The sequence below is a fragment of the Candidatus Nitrotoga sp. BS genome (assembly GCF_927797785.1).
Taxonomy (GTDB): domain Bacteria; phylum Pseudomonadota; class Gammaproteobacteria; order Burkholderiales; family Gallionellaceae; genus Nitrotoga.
Window position 1 is genome coordinate 17,987 of sequence record NZ_CAKMLL010000078.1, and the last position, 17,374, is coordinate 35,360.

At 53.7% G+C, this 17,374-nt stretch carries 14 protein-coding genes and 1 pseudogene; 7 read left to right on the forward strand and 8 right to left on the reverse strand.

Annotated elements, in window-relative coordinates; all coding sequences use genetic code 11:
* Nucleotides 1–81 precede the first annotated feature (81 nt).
* The 7 genes from MJ769_RS10175 to MJ769_RS10205 form a co-directional block, all read right to left on the reverse strand.
* On the reverse strand, nucleotides 82–1,380 hold the full coding sequence (locus MJ769_RS10175) for a DUF2130 domain-containing protein (RefSeq protein WP_239236906.1): 1,299 nt from the start codon (nucleotides 1,378–1,380) through the stop codon (nucleotides 82–84).
* A 622-nt stretch (nucleotides 1,381–2,002) separates the two neighbouring features.
* On the reverse strand, nucleotides 2,003–2,713 hold the full coding sequence (gene phoU, locus MJ769_RS10180) for a phosphate signaling complex protein PhoU (protein ID WP_239236907.1): 711 nt from the start codon (nucleotides 2,711–2,713) through the stop codon (nucleotides 2,003–2,005).
* Nucleotides 2,714–2,736: 23 nt separating this feature from the next.
* Nucleotides 2,737–3,546: a phosphate ABC transporter ATP-binding protein PstB gene (gene pstB, locus MJ769_RS10185; protein ID WP_239236952.1), complete on the reverse strand. Its 810-nt coding sequence runs from the start codon at nucleotides 3,544–3,546 to the stop codon at nucleotides 2,737–2,739.
* Nucleotides 3,547–3,588: 42 nt separating this feature from the next.
* Entirely contained in the window at nucleotides 3,589–4,518 is a 930-nt protein-coding gene (gene pstA, locus MJ769_RS10190; RefSeq protein WP_239236908.1) for a phosphate ABC transporter permease PstA, read from the reverse strand.
* A complete protein-coding gene (pstC, locus tag MJ769_RS10195; protein ID WP_239236953.1) occupies nucleotides 4,518–5,432 on the reverse strand; it encodes a phosphate ABC transporter permease subunit PstC in 915 nt (304 codons plus the stop codon). Before pstC ends, pstA begins: the two co-directional genes overlap by 1 nt.
* A gap of 176 nt (nucleotides 5,433–5,608) precedes the next feature.
* The gene (locus MJ769_RS10200; protein WP_445083089.1) at nucleotides 5,609–6,595 is read right to left on the reverse strand and encodes a PstS family phosphate ABC transporter substrate-binding protein; all 987 of its coding nucleotides are present in this window, start codon (nucleotides 6,593–6,595) and stop codon (nucleotides 5,609–5,611) included.
* Between the two features lie 235 nt (nucleotides 6,596–6,830).
* Complete coding sequence (locus tag MJ769_RS10205; protein WP_239236909.1) at nucleotides 6,831–7,778, reverse strand: LysR family transcriptional regulator; 948 nt, start codon at nucleotides 7,776–7,778, stop codon at nucleotides 6,831–6,833.
* A gap of 70 nt (nucleotides 7,779–7,848) precedes the next feature.
* Between MJ769_RS10205 and MJ769_RS10210 the strand changes: the two genes are divergently transcribed.
* The 7 genes from MJ769_RS10210 (at nucleotide 7,849) to MJ769_RS10240 (ending at nucleotide 16,683) form a co-directional block, all read left to right on the forward strand.
* Nucleotides 7,849–8,385, forward strand: coding sequence for a GlcG/HbpS family heme-binding protein (locus MJ769_RS10210; RefSeq protein ID WP_239236910.1), 537 nt, complete (start codon nucleotides 7,849–7,851; stop codon nucleotides 8,383–8,385).
* On the forward strand, nucleotides 8,385–9,482 hold the full coding sequence (locus MJ769_RS10215; RefSeq protein WP_239236911.1) for a YncE family protein: 1,098 nt from the start codon (nucleotides 8,385–8,387) through the stop codon (nucleotides 9,480–9,482). The genes MJ769_RS10210 and MJ769_RS10215 overlap by 1 nt, the downstream gene beginning before the upstream one ends.
* Before the next feature lie 155 nt (nucleotides 9,483–9,637).
* Nucleotides 9,638–9,808 (forward strand): hypothetical protein, encoded by a 171-nt coding sequence (locus tag MJ769_RS10220; protein WP_239236912.1) that lies wholly within the window; start codon nucleotides 9,638–9,640, stop codon nucleotides 9,806–9,808.
* A gap of 157 nt (nucleotides 9,809–9,965) precedes the next feature.
* Nucleotides 9,966–11,405 carry a pyruvate kinase gene (gene pyk / locus MJ769_RS10225; RefSeq protein ID WP_239236913.1) on the forward strand — a complete coding sequence of 480 codons (1,440 nt, stop codon included), beginning with the start codon at nucleotides 9,966–9,968 and terminating at the stop codon, nucleotides 11,403–11,405.
* Between the two features lie 118 nt (nucleotides 11,406–11,523).
* Complete coding sequence (locus MJ769_RS10230) at nucleotides 11,524–11,829, forward strand: hypothetical protein (protein ID WP_239236914.1); 306 nt, start codon at nucleotides 11,524–11,526, stop codon at nucleotides 11,827–11,829.
* Nucleotides 11,830–11,926: 97 nt separating this feature from the next.
* Nucleotides 11,927–13,996: an amylo-alpha-1,6-glucosidase gene (locus tag MJ769_RS10235; RefSeq protein WP_239236915.1), complete on the forward strand. Its 2,070-nt coding sequence runs from the start codon at nucleotides 11,927–11,929 to the stop codon at nucleotides 13,994–13,996.
* Nucleotides 13,993–16,683 (forward strand): MGH1-like glycoside hydrolase domain-containing protein, encoded by a 2,691-nt coding sequence (locus MJ769_RS10240; RefSeq protein WP_239236916.1) that lies wholly within the window; start codon nucleotides 13,993–13,995, stop codon nucleotides 16,681–16,683. The genes MJ769_RS10235 and MJ769_RS10240 overlap by 4 nt, the downstream gene beginning before the upstream one ends.
* A 78-nt stretch (nucleotides 16,684–16,761) precedes the next feature.
* Here MJ769_RS10240 and MJ769_RS10245 read toward each other — a convergent pair.
* Nucleotides 16,762–17,337, reverse strand: a pseudogene (locus tag MJ769_RS10245) (IS1595 family transposase); the annotation flags it as partial.
* Between the last annotated feature and the right edge of the window lie 37 nt (nucleotides 17,338–17,374).

Consider the following 17,374-nt stretch of genomic DNA (forward strand, 5'->3'; position numbering starts at 1 on the left):
AGCAAAACATCGGTGCAGTTTTGCGAGAATCGCCTTTCAGGACGATAGTCTTATTGCTGCTGTTGTCGAAACCTGTTGTCATCATTCCGCCGCATTCCTAATGTTCGCAACTGGGGCATCCAATGCCTGAAGACTCAACCCTTCAATCTCCTGCAACGACTTCCCCGCAATCCCCTGCAAATCCCCATACATCCCCACCGTCGCCCCCATCACGCGCATAATCTGCTCTTCTCGCTTGGCCCATTGCTTCATGATGACTTTTCTTTCCTTGTCCAGGTCTTCCTGCATGGTGGAAAACGCTTCGACTATCGCTTCTACCCGCTGGCGAAAACGCGGGCCAGTGAGGTACTGGTAGACCATTTCGGTCTTGGTCTGCTGGCCTTCGGTGGACTGCCGCGCAAGCGCAAGCTCCAGCAATGACTGGCGCAAAACCATCGCTACCGGCAATGCGGCGCGGGGATGGGTTACCCAGACGCCGTCTACCATTTCGAAAGTTTCAACGCCTTTTGGCAATATCTGGCTCACGATCACGGCGATTTCTGCCTTCGCGGTGCGCTGGTCTCCACGCAGTTTTACCAGCCAGCCATCGCTCCAGTTTTTGGTGCGCTTGAACTCCCACAAAATGGTGCCGCCGGAATGGCCGCCTGCTCCGATAACGCGATGCAACACATCCCCGCCATATTCACCCTTGGGTACCGGCTCAATGGCATCGAAAGGAAATTTGATGCGCAACAAGTTTTCAAGCTCCAGCTCCTGGACTTCACCCTGCAATTGTTGTGATCCTTGCTCGGCCCGGCGCTTGAGGTCTTCAATCTGTTTTTGCATCGCGGTAATGGTCTGCTCTTTCTCCATTACCTTGAGCTTCTGTTCGTCCTCGGCTTCTTTTTTGGCTTGCGTGCGGACGTCGGTCAATCCGTCCCGCACCCGCTTTGCTACCGTGAGTTCCAGTTCGCGCTTGGCATCATCGAGCTCACGCTGCTTCTTGATTAGTTCAGCTTGCGCTTTCTGTGCCTCGGCCAGTTTTACATTATTTGTATTTAGTACCTCTTGCAATTCGGACAGTTCACGTGCCTTGTTATCCAGTTCGGCAGCACTGGCGAGTTTAGCTTTCCTGGCTTCCTCGGCAATAACGCGAGAGCGTTCTTCTTTCAACAGTGCCGCAACTTGATCGGCCACCTGATCATCGAGTTTGCGCTTGTCTTCTGCCAGCTGCTTTTCCTTGTCGCGCATAGCCTGTTCGCGCTGTGCGATGTCATTGTCTTTTTGCGCCAGTTGTTGCTCAAATTGCTTGCGTGTCGCCGCGATTAGCGGAGCGGCAAGCGATTCGTTCAGTTTGATTTCGGTGTTACAACTCGGGCAGATGATTGTTGGTTCTGTCATAAATTCTCCCATGCATACGTAAATAATGGCTGTATTGTTACCTGCTGCGACAATTATTTATCCAGCTCATCAATCAACACTTTCAAATTATCAACCCATGAGCCCAGCTTCCCGGTTTTTTGGGTGAAAAATGTCAAGTTGCGTGTCTCCAGCTTGCTCAAGGGGCGCGTATTTAGCCTGTTAATTCCGCTTCTAGCAGCTATTGTGAATCTTGCTGGTCATTATCTGCTGCTGAATTGAGCTATGTACAATGCGAGGCAGTGTCGCATCCAAGCTTAATCATGTTTATATGCTAAATTATCCATATATTCAATGATATTAATTAATGCCATCAAAAAACATACCATTGATAAACCATGAAAAATGCCTGCTTACCGCTACCCGCCATTTCAGATGTTCCAGGCATAAAAAAGAAAAGCCACGTTAATACGTGGCTTTGATGTGATTCATTACTGGCAATTGTTAAATATTGCTAATACCGCTCTGATGACTTGTGTATGCTGGACATCAGTCAGTCGTGGCGGCAGCAGGCGTTAATGAGCGTATCGGGGAGGCAGCTACCGTCTTCCCCATAAAAGTTTTTGATTACCACCGGTCTGCGTTGAAACGCGCGAGTGGCAACTCACGCAGCGGCATTCGAATCGACGCCGCTTTCATCCACCTTGGGGCGCGGCCCTTGAAGCGGTTTGCCGGTGACCATCAGATAAACTTCCTCGGCGATGTCAGTGACATGGTCGCCAGCGCGCTCCAGACCCTTGGCGATGAACAGCAGTTGCGTACTGTCGTCGATGCGGGCGCGGTCGTCGCGCATTATGGTGAGTAGATGTGCGAACAGCTTGGAATACACGGCGTCCAGTTCGGCGTCGTCGGCCCAGGCGACGTTGGCCGCCTTGGCATCGTGCGCAGCGTAGGCCTCGCCGACACGGCGTAGCATGGACTGGATGCGCGTCACCATCCATCGCAATTGCGCGCCGATTTCGGCATCGACGGCCCGATTCAGGCGCAGGCTGCGCTTGGCGGTGTTCTTGGCATAATCGCCTATGCGCTCCAGGTGCGGCGCGATGCGTGCTGCGGCGAGGATGGCGCGCAGATCATTGGCCATGGGCTGCTGACGCATCAGGGTGCGTGCCGTGTGTGCGTTGATGCGGGTTTGCAGGTCGTCGGCCTGGCGGTCACTGGCGATCACTGCCCGGGCCTTCGCGGCGTCGCCCGACAGCAGGGCATCAAGCGCGCCGTCGAGTGCATCGCCGACGCGCCGGGTGAGATCCAGCACGTCATTGTTCAATGCCTTGAGGTCTTCATCGAAAATACACAGTGTGTGTTTGTCGGTCATGTCTGTTCCTTTAAAGATGGCGATCAGCCGAAACGGCCGGTGATGTAATCGCTGGTCATCTGTTCCCGGGGCGCGGTGAACAGATCATCCGTTACACCGTATTCCACCAGCTTGCCCATATGCATGTAAGCCGTGTAGTTGGAGATACGCGCCGCCTGCTGCATGTTGTGGGTAACGATAATCACCGTCACGCTTTTATGCAGCTTGGTGAGTAAATCCTCGATCTTAGCTGTTGCGATTGGATCCAGCGCCGAAGTGGGCTCGTCGAGCAACAGGATATCCGGTTGCGGCGCCAGGGCACGGGCAATACACAGCCGCTGCTGTTGGCCGCCGGACAGGCCGTAGGCGGATTCCTGCAGTCGATCCTTCACCTCATCCCACAGCGCGGCGCCCTGCAGGGCCTGTTCGACACGTTCATCGAGGGGTTTTTTGGCGTTAATGCCCCGCACTCGCAGCCCGGCGGCGACATTCTCGAAAATGGATTTTGGAAACGGGTTGGGTTTCTGAAATACCATGCCGATACGCAGTCGAACCAGACCCGGGTCCATCTCAATGAGGTTGCGGTCTTCGGGAAACAGGCGGATCTCACCACCGTAACTGTTTCCCGGATACAGATCGTGCATGCGGTTAAAACAACGCAGCAATGTGCTCTTGCCACAGCCTGAGGGCCCGATCATCGCCGTTACCTTGCGATCCGCCACCCGTAGATTCACGCCTTTCAGGGCCTGGGTATCGCCGTACCAGAAATCCAGATTGCGCACTTCGGCGCGCAGTTCGGTCGCGGGTGATGCCTCCCCCAGCGGCGCTGGGATGTCGTCAAATTGCTCATTCATGAGTGTATTCAATTGTCGTTGCATAATTAAACTCGATTCCGGTTAGCGTTGGAGTCTGCGCAGGCGCAGGCGGATATAGATGGCCAGGGCATTCATCGCCAGGGTCATCACCATCAGCACCACGCCGGTGGCAGCAGCATTGATGTGGAATTCCGCCTGCGGCCGCGACACCCAGTTAAACATCTGGATAGGCATGACCGTAAACGGACTGGTAAGCCAGTCGAAATTGATGAACGGCGATTCGATTTGCAGCGGCGCCGGCGGCAGGAAGGCGATGAAGGTCAGCGCTCCAATGGTGATCACCGGCGCCGCCTCACCGATGGCGCGCGCCAGCCCGACGATGACGCCGGTGAGGATGCCCGGACGCGCCGCCGGCAGCACGTACAGGCGCACTGTCTGCCACTTGTCGGCGCCGAGGCCGTAAGCTGCCTCGCGCAAGTCCTGCGGAATACTGCGCACTGCCTCGCGGGTGGCAACGATGATTACCGGAAGAATCAAAAGTGCTAGCGTCAGCCCGGCGGTGAGGATGGTCTCGCCGGTGCCGAAGCCGTAGACGAAGAGACCCAGCGCCAACAGGCCGTAGATGATAGACGGCACCCCGGCGAGGTTGCTGACATTGATCTCGATAAGGTCCGTCAACCAGTTCTTCGCCGCGTACTCCTCCAGATACAAGCCCGCCGCCACGCCCAGCGGAACCGCGATCACCGCCGTCACCAGCATCACCAGGCTGGTGCCGACGACGGCGGAAATAATCCCGGCCTGCGCTGGACGGCGTGACGGGAAGTTGGTATAGAAATCGGGATTGACCAGACGTTCCCAGCCGCTTGCCAGCAGATCGATGAACACCGCCCCGAGCAGGGTACCGGCCACCATCAACACCAGGATACCGATGCTGGCCATCACCACGTCAGTGCGGCGGTTGGCGGCGATAATCCGGGCCAATGAGTCGTGCGTTATGTCGGTAGTCGCCATCAGTACACCTCGCGGAAGCGCCGGCGCAGGAAGAAGCCGACCAGGTTGAATGACAGGGTGATAACGAACAGGGCCAACCCTGCGGCAAACACCGAATGATAGGCGATGGAATCGTGCGGCAGATCGCCCATGGCCATCTGCACAATATAGGCGGTGATGGTGGAAGCGCCTTCCAGCGGGTTGAAACCAAAATTTGGATTCTGCCCGGCGGCGATGGCCACCACCATAGTCTCGCCCACAGCACGTGACATACCCAGAATGAAAGCCGCCGTTATGCCAGACAGCGCGGCGGGAATAACCACCTTGGCGGCGACGCGAAAGCGCGAATAGCCCAGGGCGTAACCAGCCTCACGCAGACCCATGGGCACGGCGCGCATGGCGTCCTCGCTCACCGAGGCGGTATAGGGCAGGATCATGATGCCCATCACCAGCCCCGGCGCCAGCAGGTTGAAGCCCGACAGGCCGGGAATGAAGGTCTGTAACAGTGGCGTCACGAACAGCAGTGCGAAGAAGCCGTACACTACCGTCGGCACGCCCTCCAGCAGTTCTAGCAGGGGTTTGACCGCCTCGCGCACTGTAGGACGAGCATATTCACTGAGATAGATTGCCAGCCCCAGCCCGGCCGGGATAGCCACCGCCAAGGCGATACCCGCCACCGTCAGGGTGGCCGACACCAGGGTCATGACACCGAAGCGGGCATTCTCGAATACCGGCGTCCACTGAGTATCGGTAAGGAACTCCAGCAGAGAAACCTTGGCGAAAAACGGCAGGGAATCACGGATCAATACATAGACAATGCCCACCGTCACCAAAACCGAGGCGGCGGCGGCAAGGAACAGCAGATAACTGGCGACGCGGTTCCAGAGCGCACGACGGCGCAAAAAGCGCGCGTCGGCACCGCCGTATAGTGGCATGCCGCTATCGCGGTCAGCCGATGTCGTGATTGAAGTCATAAAACTTAACCTCCATGTATGCACACATTTTTCTCAACTGACGGTCCCTGCATACCGTCCTCTCCAATACTGCTGGTCACCGAGAGAAAAACCAAGCGGGGCGACTATCGCCGCTCCGCATGATGATGACTTACCCCTTATTTCGGCTTGCGTGCCATCAGTTCCTCGATGCCCACACCCACTTCGGCGCCGTGGAACACAGTACCGGTGACGCGCTTCCTGGATTTTTCCAAGGCTGCGGCATATGCCTTATCCGGCAACGGCACGTAACCAACTTCCTTCACCAGAGCCGCGGCGTGCCGCTTGTCCATATAAAACTGGACAAAGCGGTCTACATGCGGCTTGCTCTCGATGGATTTTTTGCTCACATAGATGAAGATGGGGCGTGACAGCGGCTGATAGCTGGCGTTCTTGGCATTTGCCACCGAAGGCAACACCGGTTTGCTGCCCTTCCAGGAGATGGGCACGGCCTTCAGCTTGCCCTTGTTTTCCTCGTAGTAGGCCAAGCCGAAAAAGCCCATGGCATTGATGTCGTTGGCCACGCCCTGCACCAGCATGTTGTCATCCTCGCTGGCAGTGAAATCGCCACGGCTGGACTTGCCTTCGACGATGGCCTCAACAAAGTAGTCATAGGTGCCGGAATCAGTGCCGGCACCAAACAGAACCAACGGACGATTGGGAAAGCCGGGACGGATCTGGTTCCAGTTGGTGATCTTGCCCTGGGCGGCAGGTTCCCACGCCTTCTTCAGTTCTTCCACGGTCAAGTGATCTACCCAGGTATTCTTGGGATTGACAACCACGGTCAGCGCATCCAGCGCGGCGGGCAACTCAATGAACTCGACGCCGTTTTCGACACACAGTTTTTTCTCTGAATCCTTGATCGGGCGCGAAGCGTCGGAGATATCTGTCTCGCCACGGCAGAATTTCTTGAAGCCTCCGCCGGTGCCGGAGATGCCGACCGTCACCTGTGTCTTGCCTCTCTCGGCCTTCTGAAATTCCTCGGCCATGGCCTCGGTGATGGGGAACACGGTGCTGGAGCCATCGATCTTCACCAGGTCGGCGGCATGGGCATGAAAGGATACTGCGGCGAGCAGCAGCATAGTAGTCGCAACGGGTTTGAACATAATTTCCTCCGGTCTGTGTTGTAATGAACCGAGAGGATAAAGACGGAGTGTGACGAAGCAATGAAGTTTTTATGAAAAATTTATGACAACGGCACAAGAGCGCTTTTGCTAACGAGGGACATAGACTCCGCTGCAGCAGCTACTCTGGCAGATCCATACATCAACAATCTGCATCAACTAGGAAAGTGTCAAATCTAGCCTGCTTATGTCCGGAGATCCAAAATATGACCACGGCTTAAAATAATTTACGCACTTGATTTAATATCCACTGAGTCTCGGGATCGCTTTCATATAAAGGATGCCAGGTGAGATTTAACCGAAAGTCTGGAAACCCTTTAGGCGGCTCAAGGAGGCACAGGGGAAAATGGTTCATTAGCTTAGTCGCGACGCGAAATGGAACACTCAGTAAGTAGTCGCTTCCACTGATAATTTGTGCCGCTACCCAATAATTTCGCGTGGTCACTGCGATGGATCTTTGTAACCCCTGCTCGGCAAGCCAGGTTTCCACAATATTCGTACGCAAACCGATGGGCGAGGGATAAACATGACGTAATTCCCCGAATTGTTTGAGGTTTAAATGCTGACTTGCTGCCAACGAATGGTTCTGGCTGACCAGGCAAACCAGCCGATCACTGATCCAATTTTCAGAGCGCAATCGCGCGGAAACCTTGCTGTACTTCTCCACGCCAATGATGAAACTGAGCTGACCAGTTTCCAATAATGGTTCGGGGTCCTCAGCTGTCAGCGTATGCACAACAAGTTCAACATTTGGCGCTGACTGGCGTAGGCACGCAGCTAATGCCGGTAGCACGACATTCTCACTGTAGTCATTCATACCAATAATGAATCGCGCCCGCGAGGTGTCTGGTTCGAAGGGCTGTGCGGGCTGTATGGTGCGAACCACTTGTTGCAGGATGGAGCGCACTGGCGCTTCCAAAGCAAGGGCGCGCGGCGTTGGTTGCATCCCCTTGGCACCGCGCACCAGTATGGGGTCATCAAGCATCTCGCGTAATCGTTTCAGTGCATTACTCATGGCTGACTGACTTAGAAAGACACGCTCGGCAGCCAGAGATACATTTTTCTCTTGCATTAGCACATCAAAAATCAACAATAAATTGAGATCAATCCGACGGAGTGTCGAGTTATTATTGATTTCGTGAATACTTGAATCATTACTATTCATTTTACAAATCATACCAGAACAACTAAACTTTCTCCGTCGAATATTCGATGACATCAAAAGGAAAAGTAAAATGAAAACAGCTCATGAATTTGGCGTTAAAAAAAGTGTCCGAACTCTAGCAATCATCACTTTGTTCAGTGCAATTGGCTTCGGTCATTCTGCCTACGCAGAAGATAAACCGGCCACTCCGGCTGCAACCCCTCAGCTAACGCTGGAATTGGCCCAGAAAATTGCGATGTCGACTTTACAACAATGTCGTCAGGATGGCTATGCTGTCAGTGTCGCCGTGGTCGACCGTAGCGGGGTACTTGTTACCCAGATGCGCAACCCGGCAGCGGGCCCTCATACCATAGGCAGCAGCTTAGGCAAGGCGTTTACATCCGCCAGCATGGGACAGCCAACAGCGCGCTTGGCTAACGCCATCGCAGAAAACCCCGCGCTTAACGGTTTGCGTAACATGGACTCCAGAATGGTGATTCTTGCCGGAGGCTTGCCTATTATGATTGATGGTCAACGCGTCGGCGGCATAGGAGTAGGTGGCGCACCGGGCGGAAATCTGGATGAAGCCTGCGCGACGCACGGTCTGCAACAGATCGGCGCAAAGTAATGCGCGAGCAACAACAAAAGCAAATGGAATCAGCCCGTCAAGGCTGGCTCCATAACTTAGTGCTCGTCATCGCCTTGAGTTGGGTTGGTAGTGTGCATGCCAGCGACGAGTCCACAACGTCGAATTCTGACGTGTTACTTGTCAGCCAATTCAAGGCCCATCACTTGGCTTATGTGGACCCAGAAAAAGGTGTCATCGCGCGGGTAAAAGTAGGACGTGCCCCATACGGAGTTGCCATTAGCCAGGATGGCCATGCCTATGTTGCCACCGCTGAAGGCGTTGCGGTTGTTGACATTCGTTCGCGTCTGCGCACCGCACTGATACCGTACCAAAGTTCATTGACCGGTGCGCAATGGGGCGAGTATCGGCAAGGTGGCATGGGTATCGCTGTTTCTTCAGACGGAAAAACGGTGGCCGTTGGCGTCAATCGCGGCAATCGCGCCGGGCAGTTGGAGATCATCTCGACGCAATCACAAACCGTCACGGCCAGTGTGCCGATAGGTATTCGGCCCTTTCAGGTGTTATTCAGCAACGATGGCCACGAGATTTATAGCATTGACCACGATTCGTATTCAGTGACCGCTTATAAATTGAGCGACCGTTCATTGCGGGTCTTTGACGTGGCACCGCTCGGATATGGTGGGTTTGCTAAACCACACTATGCCGCAATTAACACACAGGGACATCTCTTGTTGCCGATACAAGGCCGCACTCTAATTCAGTTGAACCCGAAGACGGGAGCGCAAACACAAATTCCTCTGTCTGCTCAAACACATCAGCACGGTGTTGCATTGAGCAACGATGCTTCTACGCTGTTTGTTGTGGGCACAGGTCCTGCTGGCGAGGTTAGCGGTGCAGCCGTACTTAGTCGTATTAATCTGCGCGATGGGCAGGAAACACATACTCCGTTACATGGTGACCATGAACAAATTGTGCTTAGCGACGATGGAAAGTTAGCCTATCTAACTGGCGGAAATAGTTTTACGGAAGGCTGGGATGGTATTAGCGTCATAGATCTTACGCGCAATAAGATTCAATCCGTCCCAGTTGGCGAGCAGCCTCTGGGGATCGCGTTATGGAAAAAACACGACATATAAAACGTACGAATTTGAGATGCAGCGTGCAATAAATTAATTAATACAATAAGTTGGGATAATTATTCATTATTTCCTATTTTGCGTCGACAGTCTCGCCTGTTTATGAACGCCTGCTTGCCCGAGGCAAGTCCAAAATGTCCTTCCTCGGTGCCGTAATGCAGAAACTAGTGCATTTGTGCTTTGGTGTATTCAAAACTCATCAGCAGTATCAACACGATCACCTGAAAAATTCTTATCTCATGGCTGAAGCAGCACAACAGGCCGGAGAGCCGGTACGCCGAATCAGTTTTAAGGGCAGTGTCCAAGCAGTGAACCCAGAGCAGTAAAACGCAGGCCCAAATCATTTCAATTATTAACCGCTCCAAGGCATGAAATGAACGAGACAAAATATAGAGGCCGATACAATGCTAAAGCGGCTTAACTTAGTGGCATTCGGATTAGACCCACCATGTCAATATCAATAAACAGCAAGGAGCAACGACCATGAGATTACCGACCCACAAAACCAAGATCGTGTGTACGATAGGCCCGGCCTCCCGTTCAGAGGCCGTCCTGGAGCAGCTGATGGGGTTGGGCATGAATGTGGCGCGGCTCAATTTTGCTCACGGTACCCAGCAGGGGCACCGGGAAGATATTCGGTGCATCCGAACCGTTGCGGCAAAGCTTCAGCAGCATTGCCTGATTATGGCGGATCTTCCCGGTCCTAAGATGCGCATCGGTCAGCTCCTGGAAGAGCCGCTTCTATTGGAAAAGGGGGAGGAGGTCGTTTTGACGACCAAAAGCCTTGCAGATGCCCCCAACCAAATACCGGTTGCCTACAAGCGACTACCAGAAACCGTGACTGCGGGAGACCTTATTTTTCTCAATGACGGCTTCATACAACTCCGGGTGGAAAAGGTATCGGGTGAAAATATATTCTGTCGGACGGTTATCAACGGTCCGCTCCTTTCCCACAAAGGACTGAGCATCCCCGGCGTGAAAATTAAGGCTGAAGTGGTGTCGCAAGCCGATCTCGCGTTCGTCGACTTTGCCCTGCAGGAAGGAGTAGATGCTTTCTGTGTTTCCTTTGTACAGAGCGCCGCTGATATATTGAAGGTCAAGGAATTTGCGCAAAAAAAGGGGGGCTCCGCGTATGTGGTTGCCAAGATCGAGCGCGCCGAAGCCGTTGAAAATATCGATGGCATTCTCTCTGTAGCGGATGCGATCATGATTGCCCGTGGCGACCTGGGGGTACAGATCCCGTTGCAGGAAGTGCCGACCGTGCAAAAAAAGTTGATCCACAAGGCGAATCTTCTGGGGCGGCCAGTAATAACAGCGACCCAGATGCTGATGTCCATGACCGAGAACATTCGCCCGACCCGTGCCGAGGTTTCCGACGTGGCCAACGCCATTCTGGACGGCACGGACGCGGTGATGCTGTCCGAAGAGACAGCTATCGGACGTTACCCCGCCGAAACGGTTGAAATGATCGTCAAGATTGCCATATCCACCGAGCGAGAGGAGAAAGCCGCCCGAGCGCTAGCTGACTTACCTACCTACTTCCGAGCGGCTGCGAATTCCGGCAACGCCACCGTGGAAGATATCGTCACACTGAATGCGGTTGAATCCGCTGATGCGTTGAATGTGCGTTACATCCTGACTCATTCGCAAGGCAGAGCCGCGCCCTGTCTGATTTCCAGATTCAGACCCGAGTGCTGGATACTGTCGCATGGCGGCGATGAAAAAACGAATAACCTCCTGTCCCTGTCTTATGGGGTCCATCCGGTAGATCTCGATGATGCCAAAAACGGCGTTGTCGACAAAACCGCCGGATGGCTGGTCGCGACCGGCATGGTTGCAAAAGATGAAAAATTGATATGGGTTGAGGATGAAGTGTCTGATGACAAGCTGGAAGCCTTATCGATAAAAATTATCAAAACCTGAAATTATCAAGGCAGAGTGAAGGGTACAAAGCGCCTGCCTAATTTTTGGTCCCTAGTTGCACTAGCGCGGTTGGTTGGACAGAATGAAATGAAGCCCAACAACACAAGGGAATAAATACATGCGCCACCGACGTGCCAATGCAACGGGCGACGCATATTTTTTTACTGTGACATCCCTCATCACCCCGTCAACCGGCTCTTGCCGCCAGCCAAAACAACACCCCCGTGCGAATCTACAACTTAGTGGCATTCTGATGAGACTCGATATGATTGCCAATGATTTTCGCATTCCGTTCCGATGTTTCCTTCGCCTACATGCACGGCTGGCTTTAGATCATCGCCGTATTGACGAGCAATGGGCTAATCATGTGCCTAAGCAAGACTTTTTACGTCGAGTAACCATCCCGTTGCGATATCGCCCGTAAGGTTTTACTGTTTGGGTAGACTATACTTTTGTGTCTGAAAATTTAACTCAGCCGATCCATGTCTGCTTCGAAGAGGGGTAAAAAATTGATCCAATCAATGTCACTTAACGCAATGAACGAGACACCCCTTCAACTGGGACGGGATGTTTGTGGGAATTTTGAACGGGCAGGCGAACATGAATGGCTGGTCACCAACGGCATGGGAGGATACGCTTCCGGCACGGTCGGCGATCTGAATACGCGCCGCTACCATGGCCTGCTTATGGCCGCGTTGTCGCCTCCGACAGGACGCATCTTGCTGGTAGCGAAAGTGGATGCAACAGTGTGTTATGGGGGCAAAACCTATCCCCTCTCCTGTAATGAGTTCGTTGACGGTACGGTAACGCCGCACGGATACCTTCACCTCGAATCATTTTTTCTAGATGGCACCGTCCCGGTGTGGCATTACGCGCTGGCAGACGCGTTGATCGAAAAACGTGTGCTGATGGCACCTGGGCAGAACACCACCTATCTGCATTTCCGTGTTTTGCGTGCGAGTGACACACTCGAATTCGAACTGACGCCTTTGTGCACATACCGAAATTACCACAGCCACAGCCATGGGGGTTGGGATATGCCTATCAGCGAGATAAGGAATGGCTTCAAAGTACATGCATTCCAGGACGCACGCCCCTACCGCGTAATCTGCAATGGCGCCAAGTTTGTTGCTGATCCCGCCTGGTACTGGAATTTCAAACACCGAATGGAGGCCGCGCGTGGAATGGACGACAGCGAAGATCTATTCTGTCCGGGTCGTTTTACCTTAACCCTCGGTGAGGGTCAGGATGCGACTTGTGTAATTTCTGCCGAATCGGCTGCACCTAAAAAATTTGCTGTTGTCAGTGCACAAATTCACGAGTCTTCGCAAGCGCTGTTGGCCGTGCTTCCCGCTGGTGCGCCGCACTGGATAAAGCAGCTGGCACTGGCCACCGACCAATTTATTGTCGATCGTTACCATGATGGCCGTCCAACAGGTAAAACCATCATCGCCGGTTATCCATGGTTCGGCGATTGGGGTCGCGACACCATGATCTCATTGCCCGGTCTGACCTTGGCATTACAGCGTTTTGATATGGCCGCCAGCATCTTGCGCACATTTGCTACGCACATCAACGAGGGTATGTTACCGAATCGCTTCCCCGAGTATGACGAAACACCGGAATACAACACAGTCGATGCGACACTGTGGTATTTCCACGCAGTAGATCAATATACCAGGCGCAGCGGCGATATCGCTCTGGCAAAAGAGCTCTATCCGATACTCGTCGATATCATCGCATATCATCGCAAAGGCACTCGCTATGGTATCAAGGTCGATGTTATGGATGGCTTGCTGGCTGCCGGTGTGGATGGTGCGCAACTTACCTGGATGGATGCCAAGATCGGTGATTGGGTCGTGACGCCGCGCATCGGCAAGCCTGTTGAAGTCAATGCGCTTTGGTACAACGCGCTGGCTATCATGGCCGATTTGAGCAAACAGTTGGGTAAGAAAAAACTGGCTGACGAATATCGCAAAGCGGCGGCGCACGTGCGTTCAAGCTTCCAGCGTTTCTGGAATAACGAACAAAGCTATTTGTATGATGTAATCGACGGGCCTGAAGATGATTCCGGTTCTGATTCTGCTGGACGAAAGGTCGATCCGCGCCTGCGCCCGAACCAGATACTCGCGGTAGCGCTGCCCAATAGTCCGTTAGACAAGAAGCAGCAAAAAGCTGTTGTGGATGTCTGCGCAGGCCAGTTGTTGACCTCTCACGGATTGCGCAGCCTGGCACCTGGCCAGCACGGCTACGTGCCCTACTATCATGGCAATCCCAAGCAACGTGACGCGGCTTATCACCAGGGTACCGTTTGGGCCTGGTTCATCGGGCCATTCGTGGATGCGCACTACCGCGTCTATCGCGATGCAGACAAGGCACGCTCTTTTCTTGAGCCACTGGGGCTGCACCTTGGCGAGGCCTGTGTCGGCAGTATCAGCGAGATATTCGATGCCGAACCACCATACGCACCGCGCGGTTGCTTTGCCCAGGCATGGAGTGTTTCGGAAGTGCTGCGCGCATGGCTGGATTTACATGACAGTAATCGTAACCGGTATATGATTGCCTCAATTGGAAAAGGGAAATCAACATGACTATCGCATCGACTCCACGCACCTCACACCCAAAAAATCAGACCAAACGAGCCGTGCCCCTCAGCAAAGAAAAGAAACGACTCCTCGCGCGCGATAAAGATAAGCCGGAATGGTCCAGATGGGGCCCTTACTTGAGTGAACGCCAATGGGGAACGGTCCGGGAGGATTACAGCCCGCACGGCGAAGCCTGGGAATATTTCAGCCACGATCAGGCACGCAGTCGCGCCTATCGTTGGGGGGAAGATGGCATCGCCGGGATCAGCGACAAATATCAGCATTTGTGTCTGGGGCTGGCATTGTGGAATGAGCACGATCCGATTCTGAAAGAGCGCCTGTTCGGTTTGACTAACAATGAGGGTAACCACGGCGAAGATGTCAAGGAGCTGTATTACTACCTGGATGCAACACCGACTCATTCTTATCTGAAGATGCTCTACAAATATCCCCAGCAGGCGTATCCCTACACCTGGCTGGTGGAGGAAAACGGGCGCCGTGGCAAGGACATGCCGGAATTCGAACTGATCGATACCGGCGTCTTTACCGACGACCGCTATTTCGATGTGTTTGTGGAATACGCCAAAGCAGACCCGCACGATATCCTGATGCGGGTTACCGCACACAATCGCGGCCCCGACGACGCACCACTGCATGTCCTGCCGCAGCTATGGTTCAGGAACGAATGGATATGGGAAGGAAAAATCGAGAAGCCGGAAATGTCAGCCTCTAAACAGGAATCTATTTTGTTGCAGCACCCAAAATTGGGCACCTATTACTGCCACTTCGATGGTGCGACGGAATTGCTATTCTGCGATAACGAGACCAACGTACAACGCCTGTACGGTAATGAAGGAAAAGGCTATTTCAAGGATGCTTTTCACGAGCATATCATTCACGGCAACCCTCACGCCGTCAATCCACTGAAAAGCGGCACCAAAGGGGCTGGACACTTCGTTTTTACAGTACCGGCACATGGGAAGGTTGAAGTGCGCTTGCGGCTCACCCGCGCAGTAAAAAGGCGCCCTTTCAAGGATTTTGATTCTATTTTTAATTTGCGCCAAGCTGAAGCTGACGAGTTCTATGCCGTACTGCAAGCCGATCTTGCTGACGAAGATGCGCGCCTGATTCAACGCCAAGCCTATGCCGGCATGATCTGGAGCAAACAGTTTTACCATTTTGATATCCCGAAATGGCAGAAAGGCGATCCGAATATGCCATCACCACCGCCCGAACGCCGTCACGGACGCAACAGTGAGTGGCAACATCTGAACAACGAAGATATTATTTCGATGCCGGACAAGTGGGAATATCCTTGGTATGCCGCGTGGGATCTGGCTTTCCATTGTGTCACTTTGGCGGAAATTGATCCGGTATTCGCCAAGAACCAACTACTGTTAATGACGCGTGTCTGGTACATGCACCCAAACGGGCAGATTCCCGCGTACGAATGGGCTTTTGGCGACGTGAACCCGCCAGTGCATGCATGGGCAGTGTGGGAAGTGTACAAGGCCGAGAGCGATGCCAACAACAGCAGCGGTGACCTCGATTTTCTTGAGCGTGAGCTGCACATGCTGCTGCTGAACTTTACCTGGTGGGTCAACCGCAAGGATATCGATGGGCACAACGTGTTTCAGGGCGGTTTCCTCGGTTTGGATAACATCGGCGTGTTTGACCGCAGTGCGCCACTACCCACCGGTGGTTATATCAATCAAGCCGATGGCACCAGCTGGATGGCCATGTATGCACTCAATCTGATGCGTATTTCACTCGAATTAGCGCTGCACAACCCTACCTATGAGGATATTGCCACCAAGTTTTTCGAGCATTTTCTGTACATTGCACAGTCGATGAACAACATCGGCGATCAAGGTGTGGGCCTATGGGACGAAGAGGATCAATTTTTCTACGATGTGCTGCGCACCCCTGATAGCAAGATGATGCCGCTCAAGATCCGTTCCATGGTGGGACTAATCCCGCTTTATGCCGTGGAAATTATCGAGCCGGAGATGCTTGATCGACTGCCGGGTTTCAAACTACGGCTGGAATGGTTCATGAAATATCGTCCCGAGTTGGCAGCACTCGTCTCTCGCTGGCAAGAGCAGGGACGGGGCAAGCGACATCTCCTCTCACTGCTTCGCGGTCATCGCATGAAAGCATTGTTGAGGCGCATGCTGGACGAGACCGAATTCCTTTCCGACTACGGCATACGCTCGCTCTCGCGCGCACATAAAGATACGCCTTATGTCTTCAGCTGCATCGACAATCCGATGAGCGTCAGCTACCAACCAGCCGAATCCGAATCGGGAATGTTCGGCGGCAATTCCAACTGGCGCGGGCCGATCTGGTTCCCAGTTAACTATCTGTTGGTCACCTCCCTGCGTCGATTCGCCGAATATTACGGAGATAAATTTAAAATTGAATATCCTACTGGATCCGGCAACATGCTCTCCATTCATGCTGTTGCCGACGAACTGGCGCTGCGTTTGACGCGCTTGTTCAGGCGCAATGGTACAGGGCGGCGACCGGTGTTTGGCGACCAAAACAAGTTTCAGGAAGACCCGCACTTCCGAGACTACATTTTATTCCATGAGTATTTCCATGGCGACACCGGTCGCGGTGCGGGTGCCTCGCATCAAACCGGCTGGAGCAGCTTGGTAGCAAAGCTGTTACAACCGCACAAGCACGATTGACTCAACCAAATATCAAATAGAGTCTGCCATAAATGAACCTGATTAGTTACATGCCTCAGCTGCCCGAATGACAGTTTCAGATTTCAGATTGCCCAGCACGGTATTCACGGCGCGGAATGCCGGGTGTTGCGCCGCTTCCCGACCCGTGCCGCCGTTCATAATAATGGCGGAGTGCGTAGCGCCGCTGGCAGTGACGCCCCGGACACATCCCAATCTGTCGGACAGTACTTGAGCGGAAGGCGCCAGCGCCTTCTTGGCCCAGGCTTCGATGGCTTGCTTGGTGAACGGGATGCGGACGAAGCAAGCTACGACCGGCTTGCCGTCCTCTGTGGTCTGCACAGCCGCAACGAAGGAGACTTTGTTTCTGGAACCTCGGCCGCGCCTACCCGGGCGCTCGCCGCCCAGATAAGCGTCGTCAATTTAGACTCGCCCTTCGAGGACGCGGGAGGATTCGCGCTCAGTCATGACTTGCAGCAGCTTGAGCTTCATCAGCCAAGCGGTCTTGTAGCTCACGCCCAGATGGCGCATGAGTTCGAGCGCGGCAACATTGTTTTTCGCTTGGGTCCGCAAGTGCATCGCCAGAAACCAGCGTGTCAGCGGCAGCTTCGTTGCTTAGAAGATCGTACCGGCAGTGACCGTCGTCTGGTAGCGGCACACTCGGCGAGAAACAAATCTATCGGTAAACCTTCCC